Source organism: Microbacterium sp. CnD16-F (genome assembly GCF_024124465.1).
Taxonomy (GTDB): Bacteria; Actinomycetota; Actinomycetes; order Actinomycetales; family Microbacteriaceae; genus Microbacterium; species Microbacterium gawkjiense.
This window is the reverse complement of the sequence record NZ_JAMXSA010000059.1, coordinates 1-16057: the sequence shown is the minus strand read 5'-3', so window position 1 is coordinate 16057 and position 16057 is coordinate 1. Positions and strand designations below refer to the sequence as shown.

Genomic DNA, 16057 nt, shown 5'->3' with positions numbered 1-16057 from the left:
CCACTCCTGGGCTGTACTCCGACACCGTGAGTGAGCTCGTCGCGAGCATCTGCAATCACAACGAAAACTAGCCCCCACATCCCTGAAGGATCACGAAACGGTTACACCACTCCACGGGACTTGACCGCGGTGGGGGCTGGGCTGGTCGAGCGCAGCACGTATGCGCCGAGTGTCCCATCTTTCTGCCGTACCCTCGACGGTGGCACGAGCACATACCCGCCATCGCCACGAAAATCGACCTGCGCAGACGCCGCCTGCCAGATCCGTTGCGGCCGATTCGGGTCGGCAGGAAAGTAAATGTGCAAGCCGCCTGAGGGCGTCTCGACCAACGAGGACCAGCCGCTCAGCAGCCCGGCATCACGAGCGCGACCGAACGACAGAAGCCCGGTGTCGCTGTCGCTGTGACGATCCACATCCACGACATCAAGACCCGACGCCGCACCGGTCGGCACGGCTAGATTTGCGTCAGGCCACCGACGCCACCAGGTTTCAACCTGCCGAACATCGACGGTTGCTGCCGTGAAACCGCCTTTCACTATTGGGCGTTTGAATCCAGACGCACATGGAAAGACGGGCACTCCATGTCTGGCAAGATACATCGCAGCGGTAGGCAGGCCACGGACAGTGCCCAACAGTCTGCCGAGCAGCATGAGCCGTTGATCGAGATCATTCATGTTGCTAACTCCTTCTCACCTTGAGTACTGGCGATAAGGTGCGACGAGGAGAACAGAAGACGCAAGTGACGTTCGGAGGGTACCGTTCGTCAGGCGTAGCAGTGACCCCGACACTATGGAATATCTGGCTTACCGCTAATCACTTCCAAGATGGAAGTGTCCTCTTTCAAACTGCCTCGCTACGGGCCCCAAGACCAACGATTTCGGCCCCCAAAGTCACAGAAGTATCACGCCTACGCGCGATCCGATATTCGTGAGGCGAGACTTGCATAACTGTACGAAAAAGCTTCGAGGCATGCGAACTACTTCTCCATCCGACAAGATGAATGCAATGCTCGACTGTGCTGTCTGTCTCCTGCAGCAACCTTGCCAACATCTCAACCCGGATCAATTGCAATCGGGTCCTTGGCGGATAGCCCCAGGCTCGAGTGCACAGTGTAGAGAGATGACCCGGCGAGAGACTAACTCGCCTGGCCAGCTCTCTAAGTGTCCACTCAAATTCGGGCCTCTCACGCAGGAGCGTTTCGACCTTTAGTACCTCAGGTCTGATCGGCGTCGGGCGCGTCGCACGGAGCCTTTGGTCGGACCCGGCGGGCGGAAATGCCTCCGGTCCACCAATACTGCGTGAAATTGCGTTTGCAAGGGTGAACCAGTGTGCCTGCATCTGGTTTGAATGTATGACAAAATCACTCGTTCTGCTCAGCGCAACCATTCCGTCGAGAATCGGTGCCAGTTTCTTAAGGCGTTTGCCAAGCCGCACGATAATTCGCATGTCACCGTATAAACGTTCAGCAAAGACGTGCGCCTCTGCGCGGTGAGAGAGTCGGCCGCGATACTGCCAATAGACTAGATCAAGCGCATATTCTGGGTCTAAGTAGATGCATGTAATTGAGGCTTGGGGCACCGGGACCACATGGAATACAGTCTCTGCGGGGAGAACTGTAATGTCACCGGTGTGCGCAAGGGTTTCATAGTTGTCAACCAACACGCGTAAGCTACCGCTTCGGACCGCAACAATCTTGATTTCACGGTATGCGGTTCTCTCGGTTGCTGATTTCAGGACATGATGCCGGGCCATGAGTGGAACTCTCGTTTCCACCAGTAAAACGTCCTTGCTCCGAGGTGAACTCTTCACCTGTGTCGGCCACGGCGATAGTGTGGGAATCGCACTAGATGGTTAGAGATAGGAAATTCCTACCCGCCCGACGCCTACCGCTATTGGTTCTCTCCTATGTTATTTCTATGCATTGAACATGCAGACTGTATTGCGGTAATAACACTTTTGAGTAACCTTGACTAGCGTCCGGTTTCATGTTGCAAGTGCTCTTCTCGCTCTGCTGAGGCGTGATCTGCTGCGGCATCAAAAGGTGTCATATCGGTTTCCTGGCGTACCGATCCGACTTCGATTTCCTTGCCTTTGAAGAATCCTGGGTTTATGAGGGAGTAGATCACCATTAGTATGATGCCGCCGCCGATAATGGCGACGCCGGCGACGAAGACGACTCCGACGCCGCCATCGGTAGAGCCGTCGGGGAGGGTGGTGCTGAAAAGCATGTTCCCGGACCCGAAGTCCGGGTCGGTGGCGGAGTCGTAAAGCGTCTTGACGAACATGACGACGAGCGCGATACCGCCGAGGAGCGGGAGAAGGAAGCGTCGGAAGAAGTTCCCGATGCTAGCGAACCAGGTGCCGCGGAAGTACCAGAACGCTGCCAAGCCGGTGATGCCGTAGTAGAAGCAGACCATGATGCCCATCGCGGTGATGGTGTCCCAGAGGGCGTCCTCGGAAACGAGGCGCATCAGCACGTAGAAGGTGACAGAGGCGACCGCCGCCCACACCGTCGCGGCGCCGGGTGTCTGGTACTTGGAGAGCTTGCCGAGGGTTTTCGGCACGGCCCCGTAATGTGACATCGCTTGCAAGGTCCGGGAGGGGGACACGAGCGTCGCCTGGAGCGCCGAGGCGGAGCTCGCGAAGACGGCGAGCGACATGATCAGTGCGAATGGTCCCATTACCTCGGGGGCGAGGGCGGCGAACAGCGCTTCTTGGATGTCCGGATTTCCGGCCCCGAGCCCTGTCGTGCCGATGCCGGTGTAGCTGAGCAGCACGATTGTGACGGTGAGGTAGGTGATCACGATCATGGCGATGGTGAGCAGTGCGGCCCGTCCGGGAGTGCGGCGGGGATCTTTGGTCTCCTCGTTCATCGTGAGGATGACGTCCCAGCCCCAGAACATGAAGATCGACAGCGAGAGGCCGGCCATGAGTGCGCTGAAGCTAAACCCGTCGGATCCGAGGAGCGCGGGGTTGAACCATTCCAGACTCACCGGGGTGTAGTCGTAGGCTTCGCCGTTCGCGATCTTGGCGACCGCTGCGATCACGAACCAGGCGAGGGCTATGGCCTGCAAGCCCACAAGCGCGTATTGAACGCGCTTGGTCTCCTCGACGCCTCGATACGAGATGTACGCGGCGATCCCCGTTAGGATCGCGACGACCGGGATGTTGACCCAGAGATTGCCCGTGAGGTCGGCGATGTCGGGGTTCTCGAACATCTGCGACAGCGCGATGAACAAGAAATCCACGGCGACCGCGGCGAGGTTCGACAGTACCAGGGCGGTCGACGCGACGAGCCCCCACCCGGCGAGCCAGCCGATCCACGGCCCGAACGCACGCGACGACCAGGTGAACGTGGAGCCCGAGTCCGGCATCGAGGAGTTGAGCTCACGGTAGCCCATGAGCACGAACATCATCGGGATGCATCCGATGAGCAGGATGAACGGGGTCTGCAGGCCGGCGACCGAGATCGTCGGCCCGTTCCCGGATGTCATGGTGTAAGCCGGGGCGATGCTCGCGATTCCGATGATCGCCCCGGCGAAGGCGCCGATCTTCCCTTTCTGGAGGCCCTTGAGCGTCAGGCTCTTGGTGGTCGCGGCGGGCTCGCGCTGTGTGGTGGTCACTGTGCTGCGCCGTCCGCCTCAAGGATGCGGGCGGCGGTGTCCTGCCCGATGCGGACGGCGCCGTCGACGTGCTGGTAGCCGAAACCTTGGATGTCGGAGCTGGCGAAGAAGATCGGGCCGACGGGCTGGTTCTGGGTCGCACCCCAGCGGCTCAGGCCGCCGAGATCGTAACTGGTGCCGTACGCGCCCCGGGTCCACTCCTCGGCGCCGAAATCGGAGAGGTAGAACGCGAGCGGGTTGCGCGCCTCGTCGCCGAGATACTCGGCGAGGGAGTTCAGGATCGTCTCGCGGCGCTCATCTTCGGGCAGCGCCCAGACCTTCTCCGCGTCGTGCTCCACGATGAATCCGACGAGAGTGCCGCGCTCGTCGCGGTGGTTCGTGTTGTCGTAGATGTCCTGGACTACGTTGTAGTAGCCGAACCCGGTGCCGGAGAGGCCCTGCTCGCGCCAGAATGGGCGGTCATAGGAAGCGTGGACCTTGATGACGAGGCCCATCGAGTGGTGCTGGTGCGCGATTTGCTGGATGCGGGGGAGGGCCGGAACGTACTGGATGCGGGAGTACAAGTTCGGCGGTACCGCGAGGATCGCGTGGCGGGCGCTCACGCGGAGGTGGTCGGTGATCGCGGTGACCGTGGCGGGGGCGCCTTCGGCGGTGTCCTCCCAGTGCAATTCGCGCACCGGGTTGTCGAGGAAGACATTTTCGGAGCCGAGTTCTTCGGCAATGCGGATGGAGACGCTCTGCATGCCGCCGACGACGCGCTTGTCGAGGAGGATGTCTTCGTCCACGAGGTTCTCGAACGACCCGGCCGAGGCGCCGAAGAAGATAGCCTGCAGCAGGGAGAACGAGTGCTTTGGCTTGGTGAGCATCGCCCCCGAGATGAAGTTGCCGATGATGAGGCGCGCCTCGGCGTCGTCGCTCTGGGCGCGCAGCCAGGCGTCGAAGGTGATCTCGTCGTACTCGGCGGCGCGGGGGTGCTCCCACGGGGCGGCTGGGTCGACTTCGAGGGAGAGTCGGGTGAGTTCTGCGCGGAGCTTGCGCATTTCCTCGAGGGTCTCCGGCTTGACGGGGAAGTCGCCGGTGAAACGGTGGCGGTTGCCCTCCTTGTCGATGAACACCGAATCGCCGTCGCGGTGGCGCTGGAAGAGTTCGAGTCCGAGTTCCGCCGCGAGATCCTGGATCGCGGTTTGTTCGGGCGCGATCCACTGGCCGCCGATCTCGAGGAAGGAGCCGTCGATCGTGTCCGACCATGTGCGGCCGCCGACGCGGTCGCGCGCTTCGAGCACGGCGACTGTCTTCCCGGTTTGGCTCAGGCGCCGCGCCGCGGTGAGTCCCGCGGGACCGGCGCCGATGATGACGACGTCGCGAGTGATTTCCTGCATGGTGCTTCTCCTTCTCAAGGGGTTCTCATGAATATGGCGAACTGTGCTCCCGGCGCGTGCGCGATGCGCAGCGGCAGGAGCCCCGGTCCGCCCGTGTGGTCAGTGGTCGAGCGCGCGGTAGTGAGCGGCGAGGCTGAACCGGCCGGGGTCGTAGAGTTCGCTGGCGCCTGCGTGGATCAGGTCAGCGGCGATACGGCCGAGGGCGGGCGCGAACTTGAAGCCCCGTCCCGACAGCCCGGACACGACGACGCGGCTGCCGTCGGGCGAGGCGTCGATAATCGGGGTGAGATCGGCCGTGTAGCTGTCCGGGTGGATGCTGTGGCGCACCGGCTCCGGGTGCAGGCCCGGAAAGTACCAGGTCGCCAGCTCGGAGGTCTGCGCGAGCTCAGTCCGGGTGTGCTCACGCTGCAGCTGCGCGACGTCGTCGACGAGCGGCCAGTCCGGGAACGCGGCACGGCTGATCTTCACGGCGTAGCCTTCGAGGCTCGGGGCGCCGAACAGGTGGGTGGTTCCGCGGTCCCGCACGAAGACGGGGAACCGCTCGGGAAGGAACTGGTCTACGCGTTTCGGCATGAACCACGTGAGCGGCACACTCTTCACCTTCGTGAACGTCTTCAACTCAGGGAGGATCTGCTGGCTCCAGGGGCCGGCGGCGATGACAACCTTCTCGGCGAGAATGTCGCCGCGGGTGGTGCTCACTAGGTGCCTCCCGTGCTGCTCGTCGATGCCGAGCACCCGAGTGTCGTCCCAGATCTCGGCACCTCCGCGCTCGGCGAGTGATGCTGCGGTGAGAATGGCGCGCTCGGGGCGCAGGCCGCCGCCGCCGAGATCGAGGATCGCCTCGTCGCCATCGTCAAAGTCGTGCTGCGGGAACCTACGTCGCAGCTCGCGTCCCACCAGATGCTCGTGGGGGAGGACGAAGCGCTCGGCGGCCTCGAGGGTTCCAGCGATCTTCGGAGAAGCGCCGGGGGCGATCGTGAGCGCTCCGACCTGCAAGTAGATGCTCTGCCCCGATTCTCGCTCGAGTTCTCGCCACAGCTGCTGCGCCCGGACGAGCAACGGAGTATAGTGCTCGCCCTCGTAGGCTGCGGTGCGGAACAGGCGGGACTCCCCGGCGTACGCGCCGTACGCGTGCGCGACGCCGTACTGCTCGATGCCGATGATGCGTCCGGGCACCAGCTTCGACAGCTGCCAGGCGGCCATGGCACCCACGGTGCCCATCCCGATGACGGCGACGGACGCCTGCTCAGTGCTGGACATCGATTCTCCTCGTGCGGCACGGCACCGTGCAGCCGTTGTGAAATTAGCTGGTGACCTCAGTGTTCCAGCTCCGGGGAACGAATCGAAGAGTCCCTCGATACCAGTTCTCACTAGATTCATGCGCTATTAGTCTGAATAAAAGCGGTTCTTTTGCGTTCTGGAAACGTTATCGAAGGTTAGCATCGCAATATCCAATACGGCACCCGGCGGTGAGACCGCGGGCAGGAAAGGGCAACGATGCACGACACTTCTCTCCGATTGCGTTACCTCAGCGAGCCCGAGATCATCGACGTCGGCGCCACGGACATGGCACGTTGTATCGACACGATGTGCGAGGTCTTCTCGCTGCTCGCGACCGGCGACTACCGCATGGGTGGTCCGAATCATAGTTCGCATGGGATCAAGGTCGACTTCCCCCTCGAGCCGGCATTCCCCGGTATGCCGCGCCATACCTCGGACCGCCGCTTCATGGCGATGCCTGCATACATCGGTGGGAAGTATCGTGCGACTGGCCTCAAATGGTATGGCTCGAATATCGAGAACAGCGAGAAGGGTCTGCCGCGGTCTATGCACCTGGTGGTCTTGAATGACACCGAGACTGGCGCTCCGATCGCCGTGATGCCGGGAAACCTGATCAGCGCCTATCGTACGGGCGCGGTCGTCGGAGCCGGCACTCTGCACCTCGCCCGAACGGACGCTGACTCGGTCGCGGTGATCGGCCCCGGGCTCATCAACCAGGTTGCGTTCCGGGCGATCCTAGTGACACGGCCCGCCATCGCCCGCGTCCGGATCGCGGCGCGTTCGCTCACGAGCCGGAACGCGCAGCGCTTCCAGGAACTCGTCCGCTCCGAGTTCCCCCAGATCCAAGAGGTGGAGATCGTCGATTCGATCCGGTCGGCGGTCACCGAGGCCGACATCGTCACGGTCGCCGCGACCGGTCTGTCCGGCGTCGCAAACTACCCGGTCATCGACCCGGAGTGGCTGCGCCCGGGTGCGTATGTCGCGGCGACCTCGAACATCCAAGTCGATGCCGGGTTCCTGTGCACTGGCGCTCGTAACGTCGTCGACCACACTCCGCTCTACGAAGCCTACGTCGCGAACTTCAGCCCTCCGTATCACGAGCAACTCGGGGCTCTCGGTGTCAAATACCAGGACATGCTCCTGGACGGGCGCCTGAACGTTGCCGACATCGCCGAGTTCGGGGACATCGTCGACGGCAGGGCACCTGGCTACGATCCGGCACGGCCGTCCTTCTTCTCCATCGGCGGGATCCCGGCCGAAGACGTCGCTTGGGCGACCGAACTCCTCTGGGAGGCGCAGCGCCGCGACATTGGCACGTTGCTGCCGATCTGGGATCAGCCCGCCCTAGGCTAGAGGCGGTTTCGGTCTACCCGGCGCTCCTGACTGCGGCAATCGTAGCGAGCAACCATTGGGGCCGATCGGCCAAGACGTTAATCCGATTCTCGGGTCGCATCGCTCGACACAGCGATCACCGGTACCACCGAAATACGGATGTTCTTTATCGCATCGGTATGAACGAACATGCGCGCGAGGATTCATGCTGTTCGACCCGTCGACTAGCTTCTCGCCCGCTCGCCAGCCCACTTGCTGGTTCGCGGATGTCAACCACGGAGGCTTCGAGGACCAGGTGACCCGTCAACTCCGGCGCCTCTTCGAACGCTGCGTGCGCGGTCTCGCCTTTCGGGTGCCCAAAGGTCGTCCTCGGCACGTCATGTACCCGCGGGGCCCTGAACACGGTCTCGGAACGCACGTCAAATGAAGCGACTCGGAATGCCGCTCATGCTGCGCGTACGGCACGCCCGGCCCCATCGGCTAAGAGATCCGAGCCCTGCCCGAGGTTACTTCTTGTGAGTGCAGCCTGGGCATGGGGATGGGGCATGCGAAGTGGCGGAGTGTATCCCTCGAATCGCTCCGGTGGTGCACTCCGCCACGCGGCGTACTATTTCGTGGCCTCAGGGACGCGGACGAGCTTCTTGTTGGCAAACTCGTTGATGCCGTAATGCGCGAGCTCGCGGCCGACGCCCGAGGCCTTGACCCCGCCGAACGGGAGATCCGGGGCTGTCTTGCTCGTGCTGTTGATCCAGACCATGCCCGTCTCGATCCGGTCGGCGACCCGTTGCGCCCGTTCCAGGTCGCCCGAGAAGACCGTGCCGCCTAGACCGAACGGGGAGTCGTTGGCGATCTGGACCGCTTCCTCTTCGGACGCGGCGCGGTGCACGACCGCGGCCGGGCCGAATAGTTCCTCTGCGTAGGCGCGCATGTCTTTGGTCACGCCTGACAGCACGGTCGCCGGATAGTAGGCGCCCGGTGCGTCGGGGGCCTCCCCGCCCAGGTGGACTTTCGCGCCGCGGTCGATGGCGTCGTCGACCAGCTCGACGAGATCGTGGCGGGCGGCGGTGGAGGAGAGCGGGCCGAGCTTCGTCTCGTCCGACGACGGATCGCCTGTGGCGTACGCGCGGCTCTGCTCGATGAACTTCTCGAGGAACGCGTCGTACACCGCGTCCAGGACGATGAAGCGCTTGGACGCGGTGCAGGCCTGCCCGCCGTTGGCGAAGCGACCGACCGCGGCTGCGGCGGCTGCCGCGTCGAGGTCGGCGTCGTCGAGCACGATGAACGGGTCGGATCCACCGAGCTCCAGCACGTACTTCTTCATATGCCGCCCGGCGACCTCGCCGACCGCTGAGCCCGCCCGCTCGGAACCGGTGAGAGAGACGCCCTGCACGCGCGGATCGGCGATCATCTCGGCGATCTGACCGTTGTTGGCGAACACGTTCGCGTAGACGCCATCGGGCAGCCCCGCCTCGCGGAACACCCGCTCGATAGCGAGGGCGGACTGCGGGCAATTGCGCGCGTGCTTGAGCAGGATCGTGTTGCCCAGGATCAGGTTCGGGGCCGCGAACCGTGCCACCTGGTAATAGGGGTAGTTCCACGGCATGATACCGACCAGGACGCCGACCGGTTCGGTCTTCACGATGGCGGTGCCGGGGCCGGAGATGTCGAGCACCTCGTCCGCGAGGAACTGCTCGGCGCGGTCCGCATAATAGTCGTAGATGTTCGCGACGAGATCGACCTCGCCACGCGCCTGGACGATGGGCTTGCCCATCTCGAGCGTGATGAGCGCAGCCAGTTCTTCCCGCTGTTCGCGGTGGAGCGCGGCGATGCGCTTGACCAGGGCGACCCGCTCTTGCAGCCCGCGATCCCGCCACTGCGGATAGGCTTCCGCGGCGCGATCGAGAGCCTCCCGTGCCTCCTTGTTGGTGATCTCGGGGAACTCGGCCAGCTGCTCGCCGGTTGCAGGATTCACTGTCGTGTAGACACCCATGTGCGACGACGCTCCTTCATTGTTCGGTGTGTGATCGCGGAACTCCGCGCGCACCAGTGCGCACGGATCCTCGACTATCACTGTTGCTCACTATTCATGTCGCGTCCAATACCAAATCCGCCCCCGCTCATGCGCTGGCATTAATAATGCTCTACCGCGCCCAGTGGAGTCCATGTGAGATTTTATGACGATAGTGTCATGAAATAGGATCTATTAGGTATTTGTGTGTTATTGGATTTCGCACCAAGCTGGAACATGACATGCACCAGGACTGAGTGTGCCTGGACGCGATCCGAAAGAGGTGGGGCTTGGTGGAAACGCTCACGGCCGAGCACAACGGCGATCGCACGATCGTGCGATTGAACCGGCCTCAGACACTGAACTCGATCGACCAGGCCATGGTGGATGATCTCCACGAGGTCTGCGACCAGCTCGAGCGCGAACCGCGCATCCTCATCCTGACGGGAACCCGCACCGACAAGGGCGGCATTTTCGCCTCCGGCGCGGACATCTCCCAGCTGCGCGACCGGCGCCGTCATGACGCCCTGCGCGGGATCAACTCGAGCATCTTCGCGCGGATTGCTGCCCTGCCGATGCCGGTGATCGCCGCGATCGACGGCTATGCCCTCGGCGGCGGCGCCGAGCTCGCCTACGCCGCCGACTTCCGGATCGCGACGACGCGGGTGAAGATCGGCAACCCCGAACCCAACCTCGGCATCATAGCCGCCGCGGGGGCATGCTGGCGGCTCGTCGAGCTCGTGGGCGAGCCCGTCGCGAAAGAGATCCTGCTCGCCGGCCGCGTCCTCACCGCAGACGAGGCGCTATCGATTCGGCTGGTCGGCGAAGTCTGCGAGCCGGACGAGCTCCTGGACCGGGCGAACGCGCTCGCGGACCGTATCGGCGGTTTCGACCCGTTGGCGATCCAGGTGACCAAGCAGGTGATCCACGCGCCGCGGGCGGCGCACCCGGTCATCGACAACCTTGCGCAAGCGTTGCTCTTCGAATCCCCGGAGAAGACCCGGCGCATGGATGATTTTCTGCTGAAGCGCAACGCGCGGAAAGGACGCTGAACCCATGGCATTGCCGAATCACATCGCCGTCGTCGGAGGCGGACGGATGGGGGCGGGCATCGCGCTCAGCCTCGCCATCGGCGGATCGCAGGTCACCGTGCTCGAACGCGATGCCGCGTCGGTGGACGCCGCCCGGGCGCGGCTCGATGACATCGCGCAGAAAGCGGTCGCGAAGGATCCCGCGGCCCCCGCCCTCGACGTGCTCCTAGGGCGCCTCGCCGTGTCCGAGGACTACGAGCTCCTGAGAGAAGCAAACCTCGTGATCGAGGCGGTCCCAGAGGACTTCGAGCTCAAAGTGAACACCCTCCGCGCGATCGAGGGGCGCGTCACCGAGACCACCGCGATCGCGACGAACACGTCGTCGCTGTCGGTCACGAAGCTCGCCGCAGAACTCTCCCACCCGTCCCGCTTCCTCGGGCTGCACTTCTTCAACCCGGTTCCCGCCTCCACCCTGATCGAGGTCGTCGTCGGCGAGCAGACCGGCGTCGGCCTCGTCGCCGCAGCGCGAGAGTGGACCGAGGGGCTGCGGAAGACCCCCGTCGTCGTGCATGACGCACCCGGCTTCGCGAGCTCCCGGCTCGGCGTCGCCCTCGCACTCGAAGCGATGCGGATGCTCGAAGAGGGCGTCGCTTCGGCCGAGGACATCGATGCGGCGATGGTGCTCGGGTACCGGCACGCCACCGGCCCGCTCAAAACCACCGACCTCGTCGGTCTGGACGTGCGGCTCGGCATCGCGGAGTACCTCGCCTCCACGCTTGGCGAGCGCTTCGCACCCCCGCAGATCCTGCGCGACAAGGTCGCTGCCGGAGAGCTCGGGCGCAAGAGCGGCACAGGCTTCTTCGACTACAGCTGAACGCTTGGGTCACGCGCCGCACCCCAACGGCTGGCCCGAACCACACACACGATCCCAGGAGGATGCAGATGCCCCAGACCAACGCCCTGTGGAGCGCCCAGGCGCACATGCCGACCGTGCTCTCGAACCCGCAGACCGTCATCGTCAAAGGCGACGGCGCCTACATCACCACTGCGGACGGGGACCGTCTCCTCGACGCCGCCGGCGGCCTCTGGTACGCCAACATCGGCCACGGCCGGGACGAGATCGCACAGGCCGCCGCCGAGCAGATACGCACCCTCGAGACCTGGCACATCTTCGGCCGGTACGTGAACGAGCCGGCACTCGAACTTGCGAACAAGATCGCGACGCTCGCCCCGTTCGACGACGCCAAGGTCATCTTCACCAGCGGCGGATCCGATTCCGTCGACTTGGCACTCAAACTCGCACGCCGTCACCAGCAGCTCCAGGGACAGCCGGAGAAGCTCACCGTCGTATCCCGTCAGGACGGCTATCACGGTCTCCACGCCTACGGTACCAGCGTCGCAGGCCTCTCCTTCAACAGCGACGGCTTCGGCCCCGGCACCCTCATCCCGGAGACACTGCTCGTCGATCAGTGGGACATCGACGCCGCCGAGCGCACCATCCGCGAACACGGCGGAGAGAAGATCGCCGCGTTCATCGCCGAACCCGTCATGGGCGTCGGCGGTCTCGTTCCGCCCCCGGCCGGCTACTTCGAGCGGATCAAGGAACTCGCGAAAGAGTTCGGTTTCCTCGTCATTGCCGACGAAGTCGTCACCGCCTTCGGTCGTCTAGGCACCTGGACGGCGTCCGAGCGCTTCAATCTCGAACCCGACATGATCACTTTCGCGAAAGGCATCACCTCCGGCTACCTGCCCCTGGGCGGCGTCATCGTCGCCCCCAGCGTATCCAGCCAGTTCTACGCAGGAAACGACGCGCCCATCTTCCACCAGGGCCTCACCTACTCCGGCCACGCGACCGTCGCGGCTGTCGCACTCAAGAACCTCGAGATCATCGAGCGCGAGAACCTCCTCGGCCGCGTCCGCGAGCTCGAACCGGTCCTCGTCGAGGAACTCGAACAGCTCCGCCACCACCCCGGCGTGAAAGACGTACGGCACATCGGACTCATGGGCGGCGTCGACCTCGCCGACGGCGTCTCCGGGCTCGACGTTGTCGCCGTCCTCGAAGGTCGCGGCGTGCACCTGCGGAACCTCCCGAACAACATCCTCCAGATCTCCCCGCCCTTCATCGTCACGGCCGAGGAGATCCGCACCATCGTGCGCGGCATCCGCGACGCCCTCGACACCGTACACGGCAGATAAGCCAGGTGGCTGCCCTGCGGGGAAGACAGCCGGCACGACCCGATGTCCTCCCGGACAGGGAGGCTCCACCACTGAATAAGGAACACGCATGAACACATGGAAGAAGCGAGCCCCGAAGACGTTGCTCGCCCTCACCGGGGTCGCGGTGCTCGTCCTCGCGGCGACCGGCTGCAGCTCGGGCAGCTCAGACGACTCCGGCAGCAAGATCACCTTCCCCTAGAGCACCTCCTTAGCCAAGGCCAGAACCGTCTTCAGTGCGGAGCTCCGAGATTCCGAACGTCAAGCCATTCGAAGAAACACCTCCTTGAAGGGATCCACGACCGGCAAGCATGAGAACTCATCGGTGTGGGTGTTCTCCGCGACAGAGAATATCGTGAGGTGCGCGCCCGCTTTAGTCGCGACGAGCGAAAGGGTCGTCCAGGTGTCGGGTGTGATCCGGGTTGCCATGTGTTCAAAACCAATTGGGGGGCACAATCGCATGAACCGATCCGTGAGTACTGATCCAACATGAGGGGGCAATGTCACGAAATACTCCTCAGACATCCCGGCGCTCATCGACCGCTACCTGGATGGCGCCATCAAACTCCACGAGCTTGTCTCCCGCCGCCTGCCCCGAGAAGCACAGGACGCATTCGACGATCTCTCCTCTGGTATCGTGCTCCGGACGCTGCTGATCCCCCAGCCTAAGCGCCCCGACCGTGCCGTCGCGCTCCGATCGCCCGCATCGTCGACAGAGGGGTCATCGCATGTCAGCTACGTCGCATCCGCATTTCTGCGGCACCCTCGGCCCCGTCGGGCTGACCTTCTTCGGCGTCACCTACATGATCATCGCGGTCGTATTCACGACATACGGTGTCGTGAACCAGGTGACCGACGGGCATCTCCCCACCGCCTACATCCTCGCGATCATCGCGATGCCCTTCACCGCTGCCAGCTACCCCACCCTCGCTCGGAAGTACCCGGTCGCGGGCGCCACGTATACCTACACCCAGCAAGCCTTCGGCGGGCTCGTCGAGCTCCTCACCGGCTTGGTGATCCTGCTCGACTACCTCTTCATCCCGATGATCAACTTCCTGGTCATCGGCATCTATCTGTATTCGCAGTTCCCCGCCGTGCCAAATGGGCGTTTACGATGGCGACGCTACTGATTGTGTTCACCTTGAACCTGCTCGGCATCTCCCTGGTGAACCGGGTCAACTTCATCGTGATCGCCCTATCGGTGCTGCTGGTGGTCGTGCTCATGGTTCTCGCGTTCAAGAAGACGCTGCGCGGGGACACCTTGGTGAGACTCCTCGAGCCTTTCACCTTCGGGCAGCGCGGTATCGGTGGGATCGCCTCAGGAGCTGCGATCCTCTCACTCTGGTTCCTGGGCTTCGTTGCCGTCTCCACCCTCGCGGAGGAGGCGCGGAACACCCGCCGCGACATCCCGCGAGCGATCGTCGGCTCGACGCTGCTGGGCGGCCTGCTGTTCGTGCTGGTTTCCTGGTCGGGCGCCCTGGCGTGGTCGCCCAACTGGCAGGCCCTCTCTGCTGACGAAGTGGAAGCGGTCGGCGTCAGCCTCGTCAGGGTGCTCGGCGGCGCGCCGTTCGCCGCGTTCTTCATCGCCATATATGTGGTGAGTTGCTTCGGCAGCGCAATGACCGGGCAGGCATCCGTTTCGCGGTTGCTAATCGCTGTGGGGCGCGACGGTGTGCTGCCCCGGCCGCTCACCAAGCTGCACCCCGGTTCAGCACACCGTTTGTCGTAGTGATCGTCGTGTCGGTGTTCGCACTGGCCAGCCTGGTACTCGACTTGAATACGGCGGAGTTTATGATCAGCTTCGGCGCCCTCGCGGCGTTCGCGATGGTAAACCTGTCAGCCATCAAGGACGAGTTCCTCCGGAAAGACAGGACGGGGAACCGCGCGAAGGGAGGCGTCCTGCTGCACCTGGTCTGCCCGCTGATCGGGTTCGCGCTCACGGTCTGGCTGTGGACGTCGCTGGAGCCCTCGACCTGACTCGTCGGCTGCATTTGGCTGACCATCGCCGCTACCGAGACGCCGGGTCTCAGTGAGTCCGTCCCGAAGCTCGACTTCTCCGGCGAAGCGCCCACGACCATCCAGATCGATTAGCTCAGAGGAATCGAGGCGGCCGCCGACCGGTGAGGCAGTTGGGTATGCGCGCAGTACAGCTGGCGGCGCCTACAGGACTTCGTCGGCGAGTGCCAGCACCGTGGCGAGTGCGGGGTTCCGCGAATCGGCGCGCCAGGCCATGCGCAGGAGCACCTCGTCGAATGGGTCTGCGACCGGGAGGAAGGAGAACCCGTCGGTGTGGGTGTTCTCTGCGACCGATGAGATCGTGAGATGAATGCCGACCTCGGCTGCGACGAGTGACAGCGCCGTCCAGGTGTCGGGGGCGACCTGCGCGATGAGGGGGTCGAAGCCGGCAGCGTGGCTGAGTCGGAGCAGCCGGTCTGTAAGTACTGATCCGGGCTGCGGGGGGAGCGTCACGAAGTAGTCGGCGGAGAGCTGATCCATGTGGACCGAGTCAGCGCCGGCCAAGGTGTGGGTCTTCGGGACGGCGACGACGAGTTGCTCGTTGATCAGAGTGCGGGTTCTGATGCCGGCTGGGACGTAGTCCCAGCGGCCAATGGAGATGTCCGCCTCATCGTTCAGGAGCCGGTTGATGGCGGGCTGGGCGAAGTTCTGGCTGGAGAGCTCGAGGGATAGGTCTGGATGTTTGAGACGCGCAGCGCGGGAGAGCTGGCCGACGAGAATCTGTGTGGAGGCGCCAGCGAAGGCGATACCGACATGCCCGAGTTCGCCGCTCTGAGCGGCGCGCACATCGTGCGCGGCATGCTTGAGTTCGTTGAGAAAGCGGCGGGCCGGGCCGAGCAGAGCCTCCCCGGCCGCAGTGACCTCCACGGAGCGCGTCGTGCGGTGGAACAGCTCCGCGCCCAGTTCCTTCTCCAGTGCCTTTATGGTGCGGCTTACCGGAGGCTGCGCCAAATGGAGGCGTTCGGCCGCTCGCCCGAAGTGCAGTTCTTCCGCGACGGCGACGAATGCTCTGAGGTCCTGAATTTCCACTCGCCAATGATAGCACGAGGTGTCGACGGCGCTCGAAAACTGGACAGTAGCGGCGCTTGAAAAGTGAACACTCAACGATTGGAGAGTGATCACTTTGGAGGACTGGGCGTTGATCCGGAGGCTGGCCGGCGAGGGCGTGCCGAA

At 63.8% G+C, this 16057-nt stretch carries 15 protein-coding genes; 8 read left to right on the top strand and 7 right to left on the bottom strand.

Annotated elements, in window-relative coordinates:
- Positions 1 to 101: 101 nt before the first annotated feature.
- The 5 genes from NH287_RS13045 to solA form a co-directional block, all read right to left on the bottom strand.
- Positions 102 to 674: a bifunctional DNA primase/polymerase gene (locus tag NH287_RS13045; protein ID WP_253035957.1), complete on the bottom strand. Its 573-nt coding sequence runs from the start codon at positions 672 to 674 to the stop codon at positions 102 to 104.
- Between the two features lie 166 nt (positions 675 to 840).
- Positions 841 to 1338, bottom strand: coding sequence for a helix-turn-helix transcriptional regulator (locus NH287_RS15500; RefSeq protein WP_369691078.1), 498 nt, complete (start codon positions 1336 to 1338; stop codon positions 841 to 843).
- A 632-nt stretch (positions 1339 to 1970) separates the two neighbouring features.
- Positions 1971 to 3623 carry an APC family permease gene (locus NH287_RS13040; protein WP_079941046.1) on the bottom strand — a complete coding sequence of 551 codons (1653 nt, stop codon included), beginning with the start codon at positions 3621 to 3623 and terminating at the stop codon, positions 1971 to 1973.
- On the bottom strand, positions 3620 to 5002 hold the full coding sequence (locus tag NH287_RS13035) for an NAD(P)/FAD-dependent oxidoreductase (RefSeq protein WP_079941045.1): 1383 nt from the start codon (positions 5000 to 5002) through the stop codon (positions 3620 to 3622). Before NH287_RS13035 ends, NH287_RS13040 begins: the two co-directional genes overlap by 4 nt.
- Before the next feature lie 99 nt (positions 5003 to 5101).
- Entirely contained in the window at positions 5102 to 6262 is a 1161-nt protein-coding gene (solA, locus tag NH287_RS13030; protein WP_079941043.1) for an N-methyl-L-tryptophan oxidase, read from the bottom strand.
- Positions 6263 to 6499: 237 nt separating this feature from the next.
- Between solA and NH287_RS13025 the strand changes: the two genes are divergently transcribed.
- Positions 6500 to 7636, top strand: a complete 1137-nt coding sequence (locus NH287_RS13025; protein ID WP_079941039.1) for a tyramine oxidase subunit B — start codon at positions 6500 to 6502, stop codon at positions 7634 to 7636.
- Between the two features lie 586 nt (positions 7637 to 8222).
- Here the strand turns inward: NH287_RS13025 and NH287_RS13020 are convergent.
- Positions 8223 to 9659: an NAD-dependent succinate-semialdehyde dehydrogenase gene (locus NH287_RS13020; protein WP_308210416.1), complete on the bottom strand. Its 1437-nt coding sequence runs from the start codon at positions 9657 to 9659 to the stop codon at positions 8223 to 8225.
- Between the two features lie 257 nt (positions 9660 to 9916).
- On the opposite strand from NH287_RS13020, the gene NH287_RS13015 reads away from it, so the two are divergent.
- The 7 genes from NH287_RS13015 to NH287_RS12990 all read left to right on the top strand — a co-directional run bounded on the left by NH287_RS13015 (position 9917) and on the right by NH287_RS12990 (position 14845).
- On the top strand, positions 9917 to 10675 hold the full coding sequence (locus NH287_RS13015; RefSeq protein WP_228145543.1) for an enoyl-CoA hydratase/isomerase family protein: 759 nt from the start codon (positions 9917 to 9919) through the stop codon (positions 10673 to 10675).
- A gap of 4 nt (positions 10676 to 10679) precedes the next feature.
- Entirely contained in the window at positions 10680 to 11528 is an 849-nt protein-coding gene (locus tag NH287_RS13010; protein ID WP_079941037.1) for a 3-hydroxyacyl-CoA dehydrogenase family protein, read from the top strand.
- A 68-nt stretch (positions 11529 to 11596) separates the two neighbouring features.
- Positions 11597 to 12850 carry an aspartate aminotransferase family protein gene (locus tag NH287_RS13005; protein WP_253035956.1) on the top strand — a complete coding sequence of 418 codons (1254 nt, stop codon included), beginning with the start codon at positions 11597 to 11599 and terminating at the stop codon, positions 12848 to 12850.
- 88 nt (positions 12851 to 12938) lie between these two features.
- Positions 12939 to 13070, top strand: coding sequence for a hypothetical protein (locus NH287_RS15305; RefSeq protein WP_280569210.1), 132 nt, complete (start codon positions 12939 to 12941; stop codon positions 13068 to 13070).
- A gap of 526 nt (positions 13071 to 13596) precedes the next feature.
- A complete protein-coding gene (locus NH287_RS13000) occupies positions 13597 to 13998 on the top strand; it encodes an amino acid permease (RefSeq protein WP_228145541.1) in 402 nt (133 codons plus the stop codon).
- On the top strand, positions 13983 to 14597 hold the full coding sequence (locus NH287_RS12995) for an APC family permease (RefSeq protein ID WP_228145540.1): 615 nt from the start codon (positions 13983 to 13985) through the stop codon (positions 14595 to 14597). The genes NH287_RS13000 and NH287_RS12995 overlap by 16 nt, the downstream gene beginning before the upstream one ends.
- Positions 14597 to 14845: a hypothetical protein gene (locus NH287_RS12990; protein WP_228145539.1), complete on the top strand. Its 249-nt coding sequence runs from the start codon at positions 14597 to 14599 to the stop codon at positions 14843 to 14845. The genes NH287_RS12995 and NH287_RS12990 overlap by 1 nt, the downstream gene beginning before the upstream one ends.
- Positions 14846 to 15028: 183 nt before the next feature.
- Here NH287_RS12990 and NH287_RS12985 read toward each other — a convergent pair.
- Positions 15029 to 16057 (bottom strand): LysR substrate-binding domain-containing protein (locus NH287_RS12985; protein ID WP_253035955.1); only part of this gene is annotated, 1029 nt, incomplete at its 5' end.

Coding starts and splice junctions, on each gene's coding strand:
- NH287_RS13035 (WP_079941045.1), bottom strand. CDS start 5,002: ATGCAGGAAATCACTCGCGACGTCGTCATCATCGGCGCCGGTCCCGCG.
- NH287_RS13010 (WP_079941037.1), top strand. CDS start 10,680: ATGGCATTGCCGAATCACATCGCCGTCGTCGGAGGCGGACGGATGGGG.
- NH287_RS15305 (WP_280569210.1), top strand. CDS start 12,939: ATGAACACATGGAAGAAGCGAGCCCCGAAGACGTTGCTCGCCCTCACC.
- NH287_RS13045 (WP_253035957.1), bottom strand. CDS start 674: ATGAATGATCTCGATCAACGGCTCATGCTGCTCGGCAGACTGTTGGGC.
- NH287_RS15500 (WP_369691078.1), bottom strand. CDS start 1,338: ATGCAGGCACACTGGTTCACCCTTGCAAACGCAATTTCACGCAGTATT.
- NH287_RS13005 (WP_253035956.1), top strand. CDS start 11,597: ATGCCCCAGACCAACGCCCTGTGGAGCGCCCAGGCGCACATGCCGACC.
- NH287_RS12995 (WP_228145540.1), top strand. CDS start 13,983: ATGGCGACGCTACTGATTGTGTTCACCTTGAACCTGCTCGGCATCTCC.
- NH287_RS13025 (WP_079941039.1), top strand. CDS start 6,500: ATGCACGACACTTCTCTCCGATTGCGTTACCTCAGCGAGCCCGAGATC.
- solA (WP_079941043.1), bottom strand. CDS start 6,262: ATGTCCAGCACTGAGCAGGCGTCCGTCGCCGTCATCGGGATGGGCACC.
- NH287_RS13000 (WP_228145541.1), top strand. CDS start 13,597: ATGTCAGCTACGTCGCATCCGCATTTCTGCGGCACCCTCGGCCCCGTC.